Annotated in this window: 17 protein-coding genes; 12 read left to right on the forward strand and 5 right to left on the reverse strand. The window is 33.5% G+C overall.

The genetic code is table 11. The features are described from left to right. Nucleotides 1–31: 31 nt before the first annotated feature. The 7 genes from glp to HMPREF2597_RS01395 all read left to right on the forward strand — a co-directional run bounded on the left by glp (nucleotide 32) and on the right by HMPREF2597_RS01395 (nucleotide 4,881). Nucleotides 32–1,291 (forward strand): molybdopterin molybdotransferase MoeA, encoded by a 1,260-nt coding sequence (glp, locus tag HMPREF2597_RS01365; RefSeq protein ID WP_002478816.1) that lies wholly within the window; start codon nucleotides 32–34, stop codon nucleotides 1,289–1,291. Further along, entirely contained in the window at nucleotides 1,288–1,758 is a 471-nt protein-coding gene (gene mobB / locus HMPREF2597_RS01370) for a molybdopterin-guanine dinucleotide biosynthesis protein B (protein WP_002460093.1), read from the forward strand. Before glp ends, mobB begins: the two co-directional genes overlap by 4 nt. A gap of 5 nt (nucleotides 1,759–1,763) precedes the next feature. Beyond that, nucleotides 1,764–2,216, forward strand: a complete 453-nt coding sequence (locus tag HMPREF2597_RS01375; protein WP_002478817.1) for a molybdenum cofactor biosynthesis protein MoaE — start codon at nucleotides 1,764–1,766, stop codon at nucleotides 2,214–2,216. Further along, nucleotides 2,216–2,449: a molybdopterin converting factor subunit 1 gene (gene moaD, locus HMPREF2597_RS01380; protein WP_002478818.1), complete on the forward strand. Its 234-nt coding sequence runs from the start codon at nucleotides 2,216–2,218 to the stop codon at nucleotides 2,447–2,449. The genes HMPREF2597_RS01375 and moaD overlap by 1 nt, the downstream gene beginning before the upstream one ends. Before the next feature lie 8 nt (nucleotides 2,450–2,457). Then, nucleotides 2,458–3,060: a molybdenum cofactor guanylyltransferase MobA gene (mobA, locus tag HMPREF2597_RS01385; protein WP_070817116.1), complete on the forward strand. Its 603-nt coding sequence runs from the start codon at nucleotides 2,458–2,460 to the stop codon at nucleotides 3,058–3,060. 17 nt (nucleotides 3,061–3,077) lie between these two features. Then, nucleotides 3,078–4,100 (forward strand): GTP 3',8-cyclase MoaA, encoded by a 1,023-nt coding sequence (gene moaA / locus HMPREF2597_RS01390; protein ID WP_002460088.1) that lies wholly within the window; start codon nucleotides 3,078–3,080, stop codon nucleotides 4,098–4,100. A 430-nt stretch (nucleotides 4,101–4,530) separates the two neighbouring features. Beyond that, the gene (locus HMPREF2597_RS01395) at nucleotides 4,531–4,881 is read left to right on the forward strand and encodes a SarA family transcriptional regulator (protein WP_070817117.1); all 351 of its coding nucleotides are present in this window, start codon (nucleotides 4,531–4,533) and stop codon (nucleotides 4,879–4,881) included. A gap of 188 nt (nucleotides 4,882–5,069) precedes the next feature. Here HMPREF2597_RS01395 and HMPREF2597_RS01400 read toward each other — a convergent pair whose 3' ends face one another. Then, complete coding sequence (locus tag HMPREF2597_RS01400) at nucleotides 5,070–6,275, reverse strand: MFS transporter (RefSeq protein WP_002478820.1); 1,206 nt, start codon at nucleotides 6,273–6,275, stop codon at nucleotides 5,070–5,072. Then, nucleotides 6,272–6,706, reverse strand: a complete 435-nt coding sequence (locus tag HMPREF2597_RS01405) for a MarR family winged helix-turn-helix transcriptional regulator (protein WP_002478821.1) — start codon at nucleotides 6,704–6,706, stop codon at nucleotides 6,272–6,274. Before HMPREF2597_RS01405 ends, HMPREF2597_RS01400 begins: the two co-directional genes overlap by 4 nt. A gap of 161 nt (nucleotides 6,707–6,867) precedes the next feature. Between HMPREF2597_RS01405 and HMPREF2597_RS01410 the strand changes: the two genes are divergently transcribed. The 3 genes from HMPREF2597_RS01410 (at nucleotide 6,868) to HMPREF2597_RS01420 (ending at nucleotide 12,271) form a co-directional block, all read left to right on the forward strand. Continuing rightward, nucleotides 6,868–7,644 (forward strand): VOC family protein, encoded by a 777-nt coding sequence (locus tag HMPREF2597_RS01410; protein WP_002478822.1) that lies wholly within the window; start codon nucleotides 6,868–6,870, stop codon nucleotides 7,642–7,644. 91 nt (nucleotides 7,645–7,735) lie between these two features. Continuing rightward, on the forward strand, nucleotides 7,736–8,986 hold the full coding sequence (locus HMPREF2597_RS01415) for a lipid II:glycine glycyltransferase FemX (protein ID WP_002478823.1): 1,251 nt from the start codon (nucleotides 7,736–7,738) through the stop codon (nucleotides 8,984–8,986). A gap of 99 nt (nucleotides 8,987–9,085) precedes the next feature. Further along, on the forward strand, nucleotides 9,086–12,271 hold the full coding sequence (locus tag HMPREF2597_RS01420) for an efflux RND transporter permease subunit (protein WP_012990769.1): 3,186 nt from the start codon (nucleotides 9,086–9,088) through the stop codon (nucleotides 12,269–12,271). Nucleotides 12,272–12,350: 79 nt separating this feature from the next. On the opposite strand, the gene mspA is transcribed toward HMPREF2597_RS01420, so the two are convergent. Both mspA and HMPREF2597_RS12685 read right to left on the reverse strand, forming a co-directional pair. Further along, nucleotides 12,351–12,668, reverse strand: coding sequence for a membrane stabilizing protein MspA (mspA, locus tag HMPREF2597_RS12800; protein ID WP_002478825.1), 318 nt, complete (start codon nucleotides 12,666–12,668; stop codon nucleotides 12,351–12,353). Between the two features lie 62 nt (nucleotides 12,669–12,730). After that, complete coding sequence (locus HMPREF2597_RS12685; protein ID WP_002460077.1) at nucleotides 12,731–12,898, reverse strand: SE1832 family protein; 168 nt, start codon at nucleotides 12,896–12,898, stop codon at nucleotides 12,731–12,733. A gap of 136 nt (nucleotides 12,899–13,034) precedes the next feature. Here HMPREF2597_RS12685 and HMPREF2597_RS01430 point away from each other — a divergent pair, with 136 nt between their 5' ends. Further along, a complete protein-coding gene (locus tag HMPREF2597_RS01430) occupies nucleotides 13,035–13,946 on the forward strand; it encodes an AEC family transporter (RefSeq protein ID WP_002478826.1) in 912 nt (303 codons plus the stop codon). Between the two features lie 205 nt (nucleotides 13,947–14,151). Here HMPREF2597_RS01430 and HMPREF2597_RS01435 read toward each other — a convergent pair whose 3' ends face one another. After that, nucleotides 14,152–15,036 (reverse strand): GNAT family N-acetyltransferase, encoded by an 885-nt coding sequence (locus tag HMPREF2597_RS01435; RefSeq protein WP_002478827.1) that lies wholly within the window; start codon nucleotides 15,034–15,036, stop codon nucleotides 14,152–14,154. Between the two features lie 150 nt (nucleotides 15,037–15,186). Here HMPREF2597_RS01435 and HMPREF2597_RS01440 point away from each other — a divergent pair, with 150 nt between their 5' ends. Next, a complete protein-coding gene (locus HMPREF2597_RS01440) occupies nucleotides 15,187–17,322 on the forward strand; it encodes a DNA topoisomerase III (RefSeq protein ID WP_002478828.1) in 2,136 nt (711 codons plus the stop codon). The last annotated feature ends 69 nt before the right edge of the window (nucleotides 17,323–17,391 follow it).

Consider the following 17,391-nt stretch of genomic DNA (forward strand, 5'->3'; position numbering starts at 1 on the left):
ATGAAATATTAGTTAACTTGGAGATGATAAAATGACAATCGAGAAAAGAACGCCGATTCCTGTAAAAGAAGCAATTTCAAGAGTCGTAAATCAAGATATTTATACCTCAGTAATAACCGTTCCACTTGATGAAAGCTTAAATTATGTATTAGCCGAAAATATTGCTGCAACAAGTGATATTCCAAGATTTAATAAATCGCCATACGATGGATTTGCTATTCGTAGTGAGGATAGTGCGGGTGCTTATCATCAGAATAGAAAAAAATTTAAAGTTGTTGATCATATCGGTGCTGGAGATGTATCGTCTCATCAATTACAAGCAGGTGAAGCGGTGCGCATTATGACTGGTGCTCAAATGCCAGAAGGTGCCGATGCTGTGGTTATGTTTGAACAAGCGGTTGAAGATAAAGATACATTTACAATTCGAAAATCTTTTGAGCCATATGAAAATGTTTGTCTCAAAGGAGAAGAAACTGCAACTGGAGATATTGTGTTACAACGAGGGCAGCTTATTAATGCAGGGGTCATTGCTGTATTAGCTACGTTTGGCTATAGTGAAGTTCCTGTATTTGATAAACCAAGTATCGCTGTTATTGCAACTGGTAGTGAATTATTAGATATTAATGAAGATCTACAGCCAGGTAAAATACGTAACTCTAATGGACCAATGATTCAAGCACTTGCTAACAAGATTGATATTGGTGCTGATGTATATAAAATTCAACAAGACGATTTAGATAGTAGTATTACAGCAGTTCGTGAAGCACTCGAGACACATCAAATTGTGATTACAACAGGTGGTGTTTCTGTGGGGGATTTTGATTATTTACCAGAGATATACAAGGCTATTGATGCTAAAGTATTATTTAATAAAGTTGCTATGAGACCTGGAAGTGTCACTACAGTCGCAGTTACTGCTGATAAATATTTATTTGGCTTATCCGGTAATCCATCAGCCTGCTTTACTGGTTTTGAATTATTCGTTAAACCTGCAATTTATCATATGATGGGCGCAGATGCTTTTTATCCACAAGTTGTTAAAGCTACACTTATGGAAGATTTTACGAAAGCGAATCCATTCAGTCGATTTATTCGTGCTAAAGCAACATTGTCAGCTAATGGCGCTACTGTGGTGCCGTCAGGTTTTAATAAATCAGGGGCTGTTGTCGCTATTGCACATAGTAACGCCATGATTATGCTTCCTGGAGGTACACGTGGTTTCAAAGCGGGACATACCGTTGACGTTATTCTCACTGAGTCGCATGCTTATGAAGAGACGTTGTCGCTATGATTATTCAAATTGTTGGCTATAAAGACTCGGGAAAAACGACACTGATGGCGCACACCATTCGGTTACTAAAACAACACAATTTGACTGTTGTAACAATAAAGCATCACGGGCATCATGGAGAAGAAATCACGTTACAGCATCAAGAAGTTGATCATATGAAACATTTACACGCTGGTGCAGATCAAAGTATTGTTCAAGGACATCAGTATCAGCAAACGATTACGCGGCAATGTAATCAAAGTCTTAAGGATGTTATTGACAAATCTGTTACAATTGACTATGACATCATTTTAGTAGAAGGTTATAAATTAGCTGAGTTTGACAAAATCATTGTTTATCGTAACGAAAAAGATTTAACTCAACTTCAAGCATTATCCAATGTACGCTACAGTATTAATCTTTCCGACGCGCAAGCATTAACAAAATTTGATAGTTGGTTATTAGATTGGATAGAAATTAAAGGATGAACGTAATGAAACAATATGAAATTGTGACTGAACCAATAAATACAGAACAATATAGAAATTTCACTGTGAATGAATACCAAGGTGCAGTAGTTGTATTTACGGGTCATGTACGAGAGTGGACGCAAGGCGTTAAGACTAAGTATTTGGAATATGAAGCATATGTGCCTATGGCTGAAAAAAAGCTTGCCCAAATAGGTGACGAAATCTCAAAAAAATGGCCAGGAACGATTACCTCCATTGTTCACCGTATAGGGCCACTCGCAATTTCTGATATCGCTGTGTTGATTGCTGTTTCATCACCACATCGTAAAGATGCTTATCGTGCAAATGAATATGCGATTGAACGCATAAAAGAAATCGTGCCAATTTGGAAAAAAGAAATATGGCAAGATGGTTCAGCTTGGCAAGGTCATCAACGTGGGTATTACCAAGATGCCAAAAAGGGAGAGTCAAGATAGTGAAAGTATTGTATTTTGCTGAAGTTAAAGAAATACTTAATATGAGCAATGAATATATAGATATTTTGGAACCGAAAACGGTTAAGGAAATTAGACAACTGCTAAATCAATATCATCCAGAACTAATGGATAAAAAATTCCAAATTGCAGTCAATGAAGAATTTACGAAAGAAGACGGTATAGTTCAACCTGACGATATTATTGCTTTAATACCACCAGTAAGCGGAGGATAAAATATATTATGAAAGCTATTATACTAGCTGGTGGCCATTCAGAGAGATTTGGTCAGCCCAAAGCTTTTGCCACCATTGATAACGAGCCTTTTTATAAAAAAATAATTCAAGTATTGCAAGATACTAATATGTTCAATGACATTATTATTAGTACAAATGATAAACTAGCACCTTTTTTTGACTATTCAAATGTGATGATAGATGAGGTCAAAGTTAGTGATAAAGGTCCGTTAGCAGGTATTTATACCGTTATGAAAGCATATCAAGATGAAGAACTCTTTTTTGTCGTATCGGTGGATACCCCTATGATTACTGGTAAAGCTATTAGTGGATTATATCATTTTATGGTTTCTCATCTGATTGAGAATCATGTAGATATTGCTGCTTTTTCTGAAAATGGACGAATGATACTTACAATCGCATTTTATAATCCTAAAATTTTACCTGTCATTAAGCAAGCTTTAACATCAAATGACTATAGTATGAAACACGTTTATGACCAAGTATCTGCAGCTTGGTTAGATGTGACTGAGATACAATCTCCAGACTATTGGTATAAGAATATCAATTATCAGCAAGATTTGGACTCTTTAATGCAGCAGATAAAATAAGCAAGGAGGTCCAGACGATGGTAATGCAAATAAAAGATAAACTTGGTCGGCCGATTCGTGATTTAAGAATATCTGTGACAGATAGGTGCAATTTCAGATGTGATTATTGTATGCCTAAAGAAATATTTGGTGACGATTTTGTCTTTCTACCTAAAGATGAATTACTTACATTTGAAGAAATTGAACGTATTGCTGAAATATATGCCGAATTAGGTGTAAAAAAATTACGTATTACCGGAGGAGAACCTCTACTGCGTCGAAATTTATATCAACTCATTGCAAGGCTTAATAAAATTGAAGGTATTGAAGATATAGGTCTAACGACAAATGGCTTATTATTAAAAAAACATGGCTTAAAATTATTTGAAGCAGGGTTACGTCGTATTAATGTTAGTCTTGATGCTATAGATAATAGTGTATTTCAAGCAATTAACAATAGAAATATTAAAGCAGAAACTATTTTAGATCAAATTAATTATGCAATTGCAATTGGTTTTCATGTCAAAGTGAATGTCGTTATTCAAAAAGGTGTGAATGATGATCAGATCATTCCGATGCTGCATTATTTTAAAGCTAAAAATATCGAAGTTAGATTTATTGAATTTATGGATGTTGGTAATGATAATGGTTGGGACTTCAGCAAAGTTGTTACTAAAGATGATATGTTGACAATGATAGAGGATGAATTTGATATAGAACCGATGGCGCCTAAATATTACGGCGAAGTTGCAACATATTATCAGCATAACGATAACGGTGCAAAATTCGGTTTAATTACTAGCGTATCAGCCTCGTTTTGTTCTAGTTGTACTCGAGCTAGACTCTCATCAGATGGTAAGTTCTATGGTTGTCTTTTTAGTACAGCAGAAGGATTTAATATTAAAAAGCTATTGCGCTCAGGTATAAGTAATAGTGAATTAAAAGCAGAACTCATTAAATTATGGCAAGTACGGGACGACCGTTATTCTGATGAACGGACAGAACAAACAGTTAAAAATAGACAACGAAAAAAGATAAATATGAACTATATAGGCGGATAAAAAGTAAATATGTAGATGAAAAACATTTAACACCTAAGTCTTCAAATAGAGGTGATTTCTATGTTTGAACAGTGTTTATATATTAGACCATGATCAATCATAAAGCTTTATTTTAAAATAATTAGTTTGAATATGTAGTTACTTCTCTATAATGCGTATTATTCATTCATCTTTTCATTAACAAGTTGACATGATTAGAAGCATCATTTTATTATTACGTTCGAAAAATTGTCGAATTTTGGTGTTGTTACTTTAGCGATTGTATTGCTTATAATTGCTCTCGATTTTAAAATCAATAATTGATAACAATATTTTGCTATTAATTTAATAATTTTAATAGATTAAATTGAAACTATGGTATATAATTTTTATGAGCAATTAAAATTTCATATTCACTTACAACAGAGAATCAACATAGGAGGATTTTAATATGAGTCAAAAAGTACAACATTTTATTGCTGCCGAGAGAGAATTGAGTCAACTAAAACATTGGTTAAAGACAACTTACAAAGTCTCAATCGAAGAATTTGTCGTGTTGTTCAAAGTTTATGAGGGCAAAAAAATAAGTGGTAAAGAATTGAGAGATACTTTACACTTTGAAATGCTATGGGATACAAGTAAAATCGATGTGATTATACGTAAAATTTATAAAAAAGAATTAATTTCAAAAGTTCGTCCAGAAACAGATGAAAGACAAGTCTTTTATTTCTTTAATAAAGCACAATTAAAAGTGATTGATAAAATGAAATCAGAAATTGAGTCAATTAGTATAGCAAATTAGTATTTTAAATAACTAGGCAAAAGGCTGGGGCAAAATTTCTAGAAAAATAGAAAAAAGCCAGTAAATGAGTTTTTTATAAATTCATTTACTGGCTTTTTTGTTTAAACTACTGCCAATATTTAGTTCATAGCTTAAAACATGTGCCATACGCATTCATCTTCTCAGAGACATATATGTTTAGGGGCATATTAATTTGGAGTAAGGTGTTTAACTTTACGACCATGAATGACAAAATAAATTACAATAGTTATCGTGCTGACAAGGGCCATTAGCAAATAAATACTACTATAAGAAATCGTATTGGTAAACATACCCAAAACACTAGGACCAAAGCCAATACCAATATCCAAACCTATAAAGTATGTTGAAGTTGCTAAACCATATTTTGCTGGTGGAGATACTTTGATTGCAATGGCTTGCATTGAAGATGAAAGATTTCCATAACCAATGCCTAAAGTGATACCAGCTAGTAACAACGTAAATGGGTTAAAGCTAAAGACAAGTAAAACAAAGGATATGATTAAAGCAATAAATGCGGGATAGACCACAATATTTTCGTTATGCTCATCCATTAATCGGCCTGCAATAGGTCTTGTAATTAGCGAAGCGATAGCATAACAGATAAAGAAATAACTTGAAGCCTCAATTAAATGTCTTTGCTCAGCAAAAAACTGTAAAAAAGTAAGAATTGAGGCATAGCCCAATCCAACTAATAGCATAATGATAGCGACAGGAATAGCTTCTCGAGCAATAAAGCGTTGTAAGCTAAATCCTTTATTATGTTGATGAGGATGTTGATATTTTCCAGTGAAATCAAATGCTACGTGAACAAACAAAGAAAGTATGAGACTAATAATGCCCAGAATAATACAAATTGTAAATAGTAGCATGATTGAAAATGATTTAACAAGCAATAAACCGAAAAATGGACCGATTGCGGTACCTAGAACAAGACTTAATGAAAATAAACTAATCCCTTCACTTTTACGTGTTTTTGGGGTAATACATGCTGCTATTGTTCCTGTCGCTGTAGATGCAACAGCTGTAGCTAGGCCATTTATTAAGCGTGTAAAAATTAAAAAACATAACGGACCTGGAACAAAATATAATAATTGAGTAATCACTAGAAAAAGTAATCCAAAGATTAAAATTTTCTTGGGACCAAAATGATTGACATAGCGACCTGTAATAAAGCGACCTATTAATGAACCTACAACAAAGATACCAACAACAAGTCCAGCCAAACTATCAGGTGCATGGAAAGCTGTTTTAGTATAATCTGCAATAATGACTATTAATAAGTACATACATAAATAGATAAAGAAATTAATTACGAAGTTTAGTGTAAAACTTCTAGTGAATATAGGTTCTTTATGTAATACTGTTGAATTCAACGGTTATCTTCCTCCATAAATATTTGATGCAGCGAGGCCATCATATTAATAACTTGCTCCATTTGTTTTTCGTTTATTGAAGCATGTGCTAATAAATCTATTTGTATACGAGATACTTCATCATTTATTTGTTGATATAGCACGTCTCCCTCAGGTGACAAATTTAATACCTTTTCTCGTTTATCATGTCCAGGTGTGATGGTCAATAAGCCTTTTTCGGATAGTGCTTTTATAAACTGACGTGTAGTAGGCTTTTCAATGAAGCGACGTTTTGATATTTGGACTAGCGTTGTAGGTTGTTGTTTCGCAATATCTTTTAATACTAGCCATTGACCACTATGCAAATCAAAACGGTCTAATATTGGTTTAGTCGCTTTTATATATGGTCGATACAATTCAATAAAGCTATTGAAAAAATCATTTTGCAACAATCATAACACTCTCCTCGGAAAATGGTTAGGTTAACTAACTAAATTTGCACAAGATTTATTATAAATTGAATTGATACATTTGGCAATATCAAATTTGACACAGAAATATATGCTATAGTTTGTTAAACTATGGGTAACTAAAAGAAAAAGAGGGATGTACGATGGCAACACTTAATTTTGATCATCTTATTCATTATGTTGATCATTTAAATCAATTTCATTATCCAGGACAGCTACTCAAGCTTGAGCCAGGTGGCAAACACCATCGCTATGGTACATTTAATCGTTTAACATACCTAAATGACAACTATATTGAATTATTAGATGTTGAACAGCCGGATAAATTGGCTAAAGAAGTGAAATCCGAGGAAGGGCGCGTATCATTTGCTGCAAAAATTATTCAAGATTATTTTGCTGAAGGCTTCAAAGGGATATGTTTAAGAACAACATCTATTGAAGAAACTGCTCAACGGTTATGTGATAAAAATGTCGATACTATTGGTCCAATTCGCATGCATAGAGAGAATAAAAAAGGTGAACAAATTGACTGGCAATTATTATATATCGCTGATCCTGATTATTTAGTTAAGCCACCCTTTTTTATCCAATGGAATGAAACTGAAACAGAGCGGAAAGAGAGGTTTGCGCGTCATCAGCAATCACAATTTGTTATTGAGAAACTTGTTATTGCAAGTGAAAAGCGTGCTGTGACAGTTAAGAAATGGCAACTATGGTATGATATGGATATCATTGCTGATAACGATAAGTACACTGATTTGGTGCTAAAAGATGATAATATAATCTTCCGCATTCAAGATGGCAAGAAATCTGAATATGCCTCAATTGTAATTCAAGATCATGAAGCATCATCACCGTACAATATGACAATTAGAGGGGCAACATATCGTTTCATCAATGGAATGTTGCCGAAATCGTGATTCTTTTTAAATGATGTCTTGTTCGTCGACACTCACTTATGAACGATGTATAATGATAATTATTGCAATAATAAAGGAGTTAGTTTAGAGCATGGAAAAGATGAATATCACAAATCAAGAACATGACGCGTTTGTTAAATCTCATCCTCATGGAGATTTATTACAATTAACTAAATGGGCAGAGACGAAGCAACTTACTGGTTGGTATTCAAAAAGAGTTGCTGTAGGTGAAAATGGTGAAATTAAAGGTGTAGCCCAATTATTATTTAAAAGAATCCCAAAACTACCATTTACATTATGTTATGTCTCACGTGGGTTTGTTGTGGATTATGAAGATACAGCAGCATTAGAATTATTGTTGGCAGAAACAACTGCGCTTGCTAAAGAAGAAAAAGCCTATACGATTAAAATTGATCCAGATGTCGAGGTTGACCAAGGAATTCAAGCCATTAAAAATCTTAAGAAATTAGGCTTTAAACATAAAGGATTTAAAGAAGGGCTGTCTAAAGACTATATTCAACCGCGAATGACAATGATTACACCTATCGATAAATCAGATGAAGAACTTATCAAGAGCTTTGATAAACGCAATCGATCAAAAGTAAGACTTGCTCTAAGACGTGGTACTCAAGTAGAACATGCTGGGCGTGAAGGTTTAGGAACGTTTGCACAGTTAATGAAAATCACTGGTGAACGTGATGGCTTTTTAACTCGTGATGTGAGTTACTTTGAAACGATTTATGATGCACTTCATGAAGATGGAGATGCTGAACTCTTTTTAGTGAAACTAGAGCCTAAACCGGTTATAGCTGAAACAACAAAAGAAATTGAAAAATTAAATAATGAAATTGAAAAGTTACAACAAAAAAAGCAAGATAAAAAAACTTTAAATAAAATTAATGATGCACAAAATAAGATGAATAATGAAGTAGAACGACGTCAAGAATTAGAATCACTTTTGGAAAAACATCCTGATGGTCTTTATTTATCAGGTGCGCTACTAATGTTTTGCGGCAAAAAAGCTTATTATTTATACGGTGCATCATCTAATGATTATCGTGATTTCTTACCAAACCATCATATGCAATTTGCGATGATGCGCTATGCGAGAGATAAAGGTGCAACATCATATGATTTCGGTGGTACCGATAATAATCCACCTAAAGATAGTGAACATTATGGTTTGTGGATTTTTAAAAAGACATGGGGAACATACTTAAGTGAAAAAATTGGTGAATTTGATTATCCGCTTAACAAACCATTATATCAACTTATTGAAAAGGTTAAGCCCACTTTAACTAAAGCAAAGATAAAGTTATCTCGAAAATTGAAACGAAAGTAATGTCGGTGTACGTAATAAGGTGACAATTTGATCTGGACGTGTCTGTATTGGAGATTCGTTCAGATTTTTTTAGACATTCAAAGGTAGGGGACAATATAAATGATAAAAAAGCTATTAAAATTTTCACTTGGTAATAAATTTGCAATCTTTTTAATGGTCGTCTTGGTGATTTTAGGTGGTGTATATGCGAGTGCAAAACTAAAATTAGAATTGTTACCAGATGTTGAAAATCCAGTGATTTCTGTGCAAACGACAATGCCTGGTGCAACACCGCAAACAACTCAAGATGAAATCAGTAGTAAAATCGATAGTCAAATTCGATCGTTAGCCTATGTCAAAAATGTGAAGACTGAGTCAATACAAAATGCATCTATTGTTACTGTAGAATATGAAAACAATACAGATATGGATAAAGCAGAAGAAGTATTGAAAAAAGAAATAGATAAAATAGAATTTAAAGAAGGGGTAAGTCAGCCGGAATTAACACGTAATTCTATGGATGCTTTTCCTATTGTGGCATATTCCTTTACGAATAAAGATGGTAATTTAAAAGAAACAACCAATGCAATACAGAAACAACTGATTCCGAAACTACAAACCATTGATGGTGTACAAAATGCCCAATTAAATGGGCAAACAACACGTGAAATTACTATGAAATTTAAGCAAGATCAATTGGATAAAGTAGGGATGACAGCTGAGGACGTTGAAAATTATGTTAAAGCGGCATCTAGAGAAACACCACTGGGCTTGTTCCAATTTAATAATACAGATAAATCAATTGTTGTAGATGGTCAGTTCACCTCTGTAGATGCTTTTAAAAATCTACAAATACCGTTAAGTATGGCTGGTCAAAGTCAGAATTCAAATCAATCAAGTAATAGTAAGCAAACATCTGCTAGTAATAGCCAATCTAATGATACTAGTGCATTAGCTTCATCTAAGCCACAATCTTCTGATTCATTAACTTCAACAGGTAATATACCATCTGTTAAATTACAGGATTTAGCTGATATAAAGATTGGTGATGAACGTCAATCTATTTCGAAGACAAATGGTAAAGATGCTGTTAATGTTCAAGTAATGAAAGCGCAAGACGCCAATACTGTTCAAGTTGCTAAAGATGTTCAACAAACCATCGATAAGTTTACTCAAAATAACGCTAAAATTGATGGCGTGAAAACGATGGATACGGCAAAACCTATCCAAGACTCTCTTTACACGATGGTTGAAAAAGCCGCATTAGGTACGATGGTGGCTATTATTGTTATATTACTATTCTTGCGCAATATTAGAACGACAGCAATTTCTATAGTATCAATTCCATTGTCAATATTAATTGCATTGGTAGCTCTGAAACTAACAGATGTGTCATTAAATATACTAACTTTAGGCGCTTTGACGATTGCAATTGGCCGTGTTATTGATGACTCCATTGTAGTTGTAGAAAATATTTATCGACGGTTGTCAGATCCAAAAGAACAGCTCAAAGGGAATCCATTGATTATAAATGCAACAACAGAAGTGTTTAAACCAATCTTGTCTTCAACATTAGTTACAATTGTCGTCTTTCTACCTTTGGCATTTGTTTCTGGTTCTGTAGGAGAAATGTTTAGACCATTTGCCTTGGCGATTGCCTTTAGTTTATTGGCATCATTACTTGTGTCAATCACGGTTGTACCGGCGTTAGCCTCAACATTTTTCAAGAGAGGTCTCAAACAACAACGACAGGTTAAACAAAATAATGAAAGTCTAGGTACAGTTGGTCGTGGATACCAAAAAGTCTTATCATGGTCATTGAATCACAAATGGTTAGTTATTATTATAACTACAATTATATTAATAGCGAGTGTTGTCTTAGGTGGCACTAAGTTGGGAACAAGTTATATCTCTACTGGTGAAGATAAGTTTTTAGCAGTTACTTATACACCGAAACCAGGTGAAACTGAAGAAGCAGTATTAAAGCATGCGAAAGATGCTGAAAAATATTTGCAAAGTAAGAAGAAAGTTAAGACGGTACAATATTCAGTTGGTGGACCATCACCGGCTGACCCAACTGGTAGTACAAATAGTATGGCAATTATGGTTGAATATGCCAAAGATACACCTCACTTTGACGAGGAACCAGATAAAGTGTTAAAACACTTGGATCGTTATAAACACCCTGGAACATGGAAGAATTTAGATATGGGAACAGGTGTCGGCAACAGTTCAATAGAAGTAACGGTAAAAGGTAAGTCTACAGAAGCAATTAAAGGGACCGTCGCTAAAGTTGAACAAGCGATGAAGAAAACTTCAGGAGTGGCAAATGTCAAATCAGATTTATCAGAGACATATGATCAATATGAGATAAAAGTTAATCAAAATAAAGCGACTGACAATGGCATTTCTGCAAGTCAACTTGCGTTAAATTTAAATGAAAATTTACCTGAAAAGACGATTTCAACGGTTAAAGAAAATGGAAAATCTATTGATGTTAAAGTGAAACAAAATAAACGTACAGATTGGTCTAAAACGAAATTAGAAAATATTGAGTTGAAAAAACCAACTGGAGGCTCAATTAAGTTAAGTGATATAGCAACACTTAATGAAACATCAACACCTAGCAAACTTGTACAAGAAGAAGGTGATTATGCGACTACGATTTCTGGTAAGGTGATTAGTAAAGACGTAGGTGGTACGTCACAAACAGTCATGCAAAAGGTGAACAAAATAGATAAACCTAATCATGTCAGCATTAGTGTTGGTGGCGCGACGGATGACATTAATACAGCCATGGGACAATTGGCAGTTGCAATGTTGGCTGCGATTATTATTGTCTATCTCATTCTAGTTATCACGTTTAAAGGCGGACTAGCACCATTTACAATTTTATTCTCTTTACCTTATACAGTTATTGGAGTTGTATTAGCACTGCTCATTACTGGAGAAACTATTTCGGTCCCAAGTTTAATTGGTGTGTTGATGTTAATAGGTATTGTAGTGACCAATGCAATTGTATTAATTGATCGAGTAATCAATAATGAGCATGCAGGCATGTCGATGAAAGAAGCATTAATTGAGGCAGGAGGCATCCGTATACGTCCAATTTTAATGACAGCTATTGCTACTATTGGTGCATTATTACCATTATTATTTGGACAAGATAGCTCAATTTTAATTTCTAAAGGGATGGCAGCAACAGTCATCGGTGGACTTATTTCTTCTACACTCTTAACGCTCATTGTTGTACCAGTAATATACGAAATTTTATTTACTTTAAAAGGAAAACTAACCCGTAAATAATCTAAAAAAACACACATGACTAACGAGTATGATAGTCATGTGTGTTTTGCAATATATAGTATTCATTTCACAGTTTAAACTAATACATGATGAATACTAAAATTAAGTAAACAATGTATAACAAAAGAGTTAAGAGATTCAAAATAAGCAAGCCTTTGCGATCTTGTTTTATTGCTTTGAATCCAGTTACTTCAACATTACCAACAAGTAAAAGTAATACAATAAATACCCACCAATTTTCTGTTGGGAATTGCAGAGTAGTGATTGCAATTACGAAGAGTAGTAATATCCCCATAATAATGCGCAATATTCTTGTGAAAATTGTTGGCATTTTATAAATGCTAATATAGCTCACAACGAGATATAAAATAGGTAAAAGTATCAGATATAGTTGCATTTTAGACTTCCTTTCTAGGCCAGAGCCTATCATAGCATGTTAATGTTAATATGACTAGATGATTAATTATGACGCATTTTTGACCGTAATGTTGCAATTTGCTGTTCAATTTCAGCTAATTGTCCAATCAATGGATCAACATTTTGATTTAACGATTCTTTTTTTTCTAAATCATTTTGCAAGCGAACATAATCATATTTCAATTCAGCTAATTTAGCTTCTAAATCCATAAAATGAACTCCTTTGTCATCATAAAATAATGGTTAAAAGAATTATATCATGAATATAAAGACTTCTAAACCGAAGTAAAACTATGATAGAGTACTTTAATGTATATATAAACTTTAAATGAAAGAAGGGCGTATCGTGACTGAACAATTTGTTATGATTATTTTGCTAATAGGGCTTGGTTATTTTCTTAAGCGCATTCACTTTGTTAAAGCGGCTGATAGCCAGGTACTAGCAACACTTGTAATTAATGTCACTTTGCCTTCTCTGGTGATTGTAAATTTAAATCAAGCAGATTTAGATATGTCTTTTGTAATATTGCCTATTATGATGCTCGTTTACGGTGTATTATCTAAAGTCTTTATAATTTGGCTGTTTAAAAGGTATTCAAATAATATGCGTGGATCAGTGGGAATGATGATGGCAGCTTTAAATATAGGATTATTTGCCTATCCATTAGTAGAAGCGATATGGCCTCAAAAAGGGTTGATTTATTTTGGTATGGCTGATATTGGGGGAGCTATCATTATGTTTGGCGTAACATACTTTGTTGGGAGTTACTATAGTGAAGGTACCGATCAATTTAATTTTAAATTTTTAGCTAAAAAGTTAGTTCAGTCTGTTCCTCTAGTAACTTATATCACGATGTTTTCACTTAATATGTTTAACATTCATCTGCCACATATTGCTATTGACTTCTTTAGCATTTTATCAAAGGCTAATATGCCATTATCAATGATACTACTGGGAATGATGCTTAACTTCCAAATTGAACGGAATTATATTGCTGTAGCAATAAAGTACTTAGCAATTCATTACGGCGTTGGTTTGGCAGCAGGTCTGGCAGTCTATTTCTTCTTGCCGGTCTCCGATCCAATGATTAGAACGACATTGTTTGTTACTTGGCTATTACCAGTAGGTGTAGCTATTATTCCTTACGCAATTCAATTTAAATACAAAACGCTACCGTTTATTGGCATGGTGACCAATTTAACGATAATGATTAGTATCGTTATACTATATGTATATCAAGCAGTCTTTGTATCATAAATAACAGGATATATTATGATTGGGTAAAAACCGTAATCATACAAACAAGAACTGGAGCAGAACAGTATTCATTATGAATTCGTAGTCCCGCTCCAACAAGGTTGACAAGGATTGAAAAAGGTTGGTATCAGCGTATTTTCAATCCGTCAATATTTAGTTCATAGCTTAAAACGTAATGATGTCCCAGACTTGTCCAAATCACTTTTTAGTTGCTACTTGTAGGCTTAGTGAATTGTTCAAGTTTAAATTTTTTATATTCATAATTGACTTTGAAACCAAGTTCATTAAAGCGTGATACAAGTTTTGTATTTTTACTTCGTATTTTAAAATGAACTTTTTTAATTTCATAGTGCTTAAAGGCATAATTCAGTCCATAACTTAATAAATCAAAGCCAATGCCCATGAAACGATAATCTGAGTGAGAGCTAAAGTATTTAATTTCAGCATGGGAACCAGTAGTATCAATTTGTAGATACAGATAACCTTTTAAGATGCCTTCACTAACAAAAAGGAATAAACGATGGTAATCATCTAATGTAGCGATAAGTTCTTCTGCTGTATGTGCGCCGTGTTTAAAAGTATCATGATGCAACTTAGCAAAATGACGGTAAAAAGCTGTATGATATTCAATAATATTAGGATTAATTGTCTCCGCATGTGTTTGCTTATAGGCTTCTAGATAGTAATCCGTGAAATTATAATGCGCATGAATAGCATCCATCAATGGATAATACGTTTGGAGTCCTTCTTCAAAAGAAAAATTAAAAATCGAATGAGCAGATACATTTGAATTTAATGCATTAAATAACGCTTGAAAATCCTCCACAGTTAAGTCATGCTCTCCTTTAGTAAATGGACCAATGACTTTATAACAATCTTTTGCATAAGAGAAAGCAAACAAAATGGCCTTTATATCATTGTTATTATCTGCACATGCAAATACACCTGGAAAATGTATTGCCTTGGTTAATAAAGTATCTATATCATCATAATTTTGAGGCAATTTATATAAATATGAGGTCTGAATGTAACTCGAAGCTTCTATAAATGACTTAATCGTTGCTAATTCTGTGAGTTTATGAATTTCCATTGATTTACCTCCCGCACCTTATAGTTAAGTTAATTATAAGAATAATCGTCAACAATTAAAAGCTTTGCATGTGAAATCACATGTTACAATAAGACTATTAATGACAAAATAGTGTCGAATATGGTGACACTTGAAATGAAAGGACTTATTATGAAATCTTTAATTTTAGCTGAAAAACCTTCTGTTGCGAGAGATATAGCAGATGCTTTACACATAACGCATAAGAAAAACGGTTATATAGAAAACGAAAAATATATTGTGACCTGGGCACTTGGACATTTAGTAACCAATGCTCAACCCGAGCATTACGACAAAAGATATCAGACATGGAATTTAAACGATTTGCCCATTATTCCCAAACATATGAAAACGATAGTAATTGGAAAAACAAGCAAGCAATTTAAAACAGTGAAATCATTATTGTTAAATAAGCAGGTAAATAACGTGATTATTGCTACTGATGCGGGTAGAGAAGGCGAACTTGTTGCGCGGCTTATCTTAGACAAAGTAGGCAATAAAAAGCCAATTCAACGTTTGTGGATTAGTTCAGTTACTAAAAAAGCAATTCAACAAGGTTTTAAGAACTTACAAGACGGGAGAAAATATAATCATCTGTATCAAGCAGCATTAGCGCGCAGTGAAGCTGATTGGATTGTAGGGATTAACGCAACACGTGCTTTAACGACTAAATATGATGCTCAATTATCATTAGGACGTGTGCAAACGCCAACCATTCAATTAGTGTATGAGCGTCAGAAAGAAATCAAGCAATTCAAACCTGAAGATTACTACACATTGCATATTAAAGTTGCTGGCTATGAGTTTGATTTGGACTCACAGCAACGCTTTAAACAAAGAGAAGATTTAGAGCATATCGTTAAAGCCATCGCACAAAATAATATTCAAGTGACGACTGTTGAGACAAAGCGTAAAAAAAGCTATCCGCAAGCATTGTTTAACTTAACTGATTTACAACAAGAGGCGTACCGCCGATTTAAAATGGGACCTAAAGAAACTCTGAACACGTTACAAAATTTATATGAACGACATAAATTAGTGACTTATCCTAGAACCGATTCTAACTTTTTAACTAGTGATATGGTAGAAACGTTCTCTGAACGACTGCAAGCTTTACTTGCAACTGATTACAAAGTTGCAGTTAAAAATCTAATGAAAAAGTCGTTCAATACAAAACTAAATATCATTAATGATAAAAAAGTTTCAGATCATCATGCGATCATTCCAACTGAAATTAGACCAGATTTAAATCAACTTACTGCAAGAGAACAAAAAATATATATGCTTGTGGCTGAGCGCTTTATTGCATCATTAATGGAACCATACCAATATGAAATGACAACGGTTAAGTTAGAAGTAGCACAGCACCAGTTTAAAATGAAAGAAAACATACCTTTGCAACTAGGATATAAAGCCTTATTTGACACAACGCAAACTGAAGTAAAGAAACAACCTTTCCGTCAAGGGCAACAATATCCAATTTCACAAACAAATATAAAGAAACATCAAACAACACCACCAGATTATTTTAATGAAGGAACGTTATTAAAAGCGATGGAATCACCACAACAAGTTATTCATATACAAGATAAGAAATATGCACAAATGCTTAAACAAACTGGAGGTATTGGCACCGTAGCGACTCGGGCAGACATTATTGAAAAACTTTTCAATATTAATGCAATTGAATCAACAGACGGAAAGATTAAGGTCACATCTAAAGGACAACAAATATTAGATTTAGCACCAGAAGCCTTAACTTCACCGCTATTAACTGCAGAATGGGAAGAAAAATTAACTCGAATTGAAAAAGGTAAGTATAATCAGCGGAAATTTATACAGGAAATGCAAGATTTTACGACAAAAATAGTGCATGACATTAAAAATAGTGTGCAGACATATAAACATGATAACTTAACTACAACAGAATGTCCTACATGTGGGAAATTTATGATTAAAGTAAAAACAAAGAATGGGCAGATGCTAGTATGCCAAGATCCTTCTTGTAAAACGAAAAAGAATGTGCAACGTAAAACGAATGCAAGATGTCCAAATTGTAAGAAGAAAATGACATTATTTGGTAAAGGGAAAGAAGCGACATATCGTTGTATTTGCGGCTATACGGAAACACAACGACATATGGATGAGCGTATGAAGCATAAAAATAATAATAAGATATCTAAAAAGGAAATGAAGAAATATATGTCATCTGATGAAAAGTTGGAAAATAATCCGTTTAAAGATGCATTGAAAAATTTAAAACTATAAATAATTCGAACAAAATGAAGATTTATAATAATAAAGTTCGTATTTGCTATTGTTTTTTCTACTAATAGG

This window comes from Staphylococcus sp. HMSC063A07 (assembly GCF_001836955.1).
GTDB lineage: Bacteria > Bacillota > Bacilli > Staphylococcales > Staphylococcaceae > Staphylococcus > Staphylococcus lugdunensis.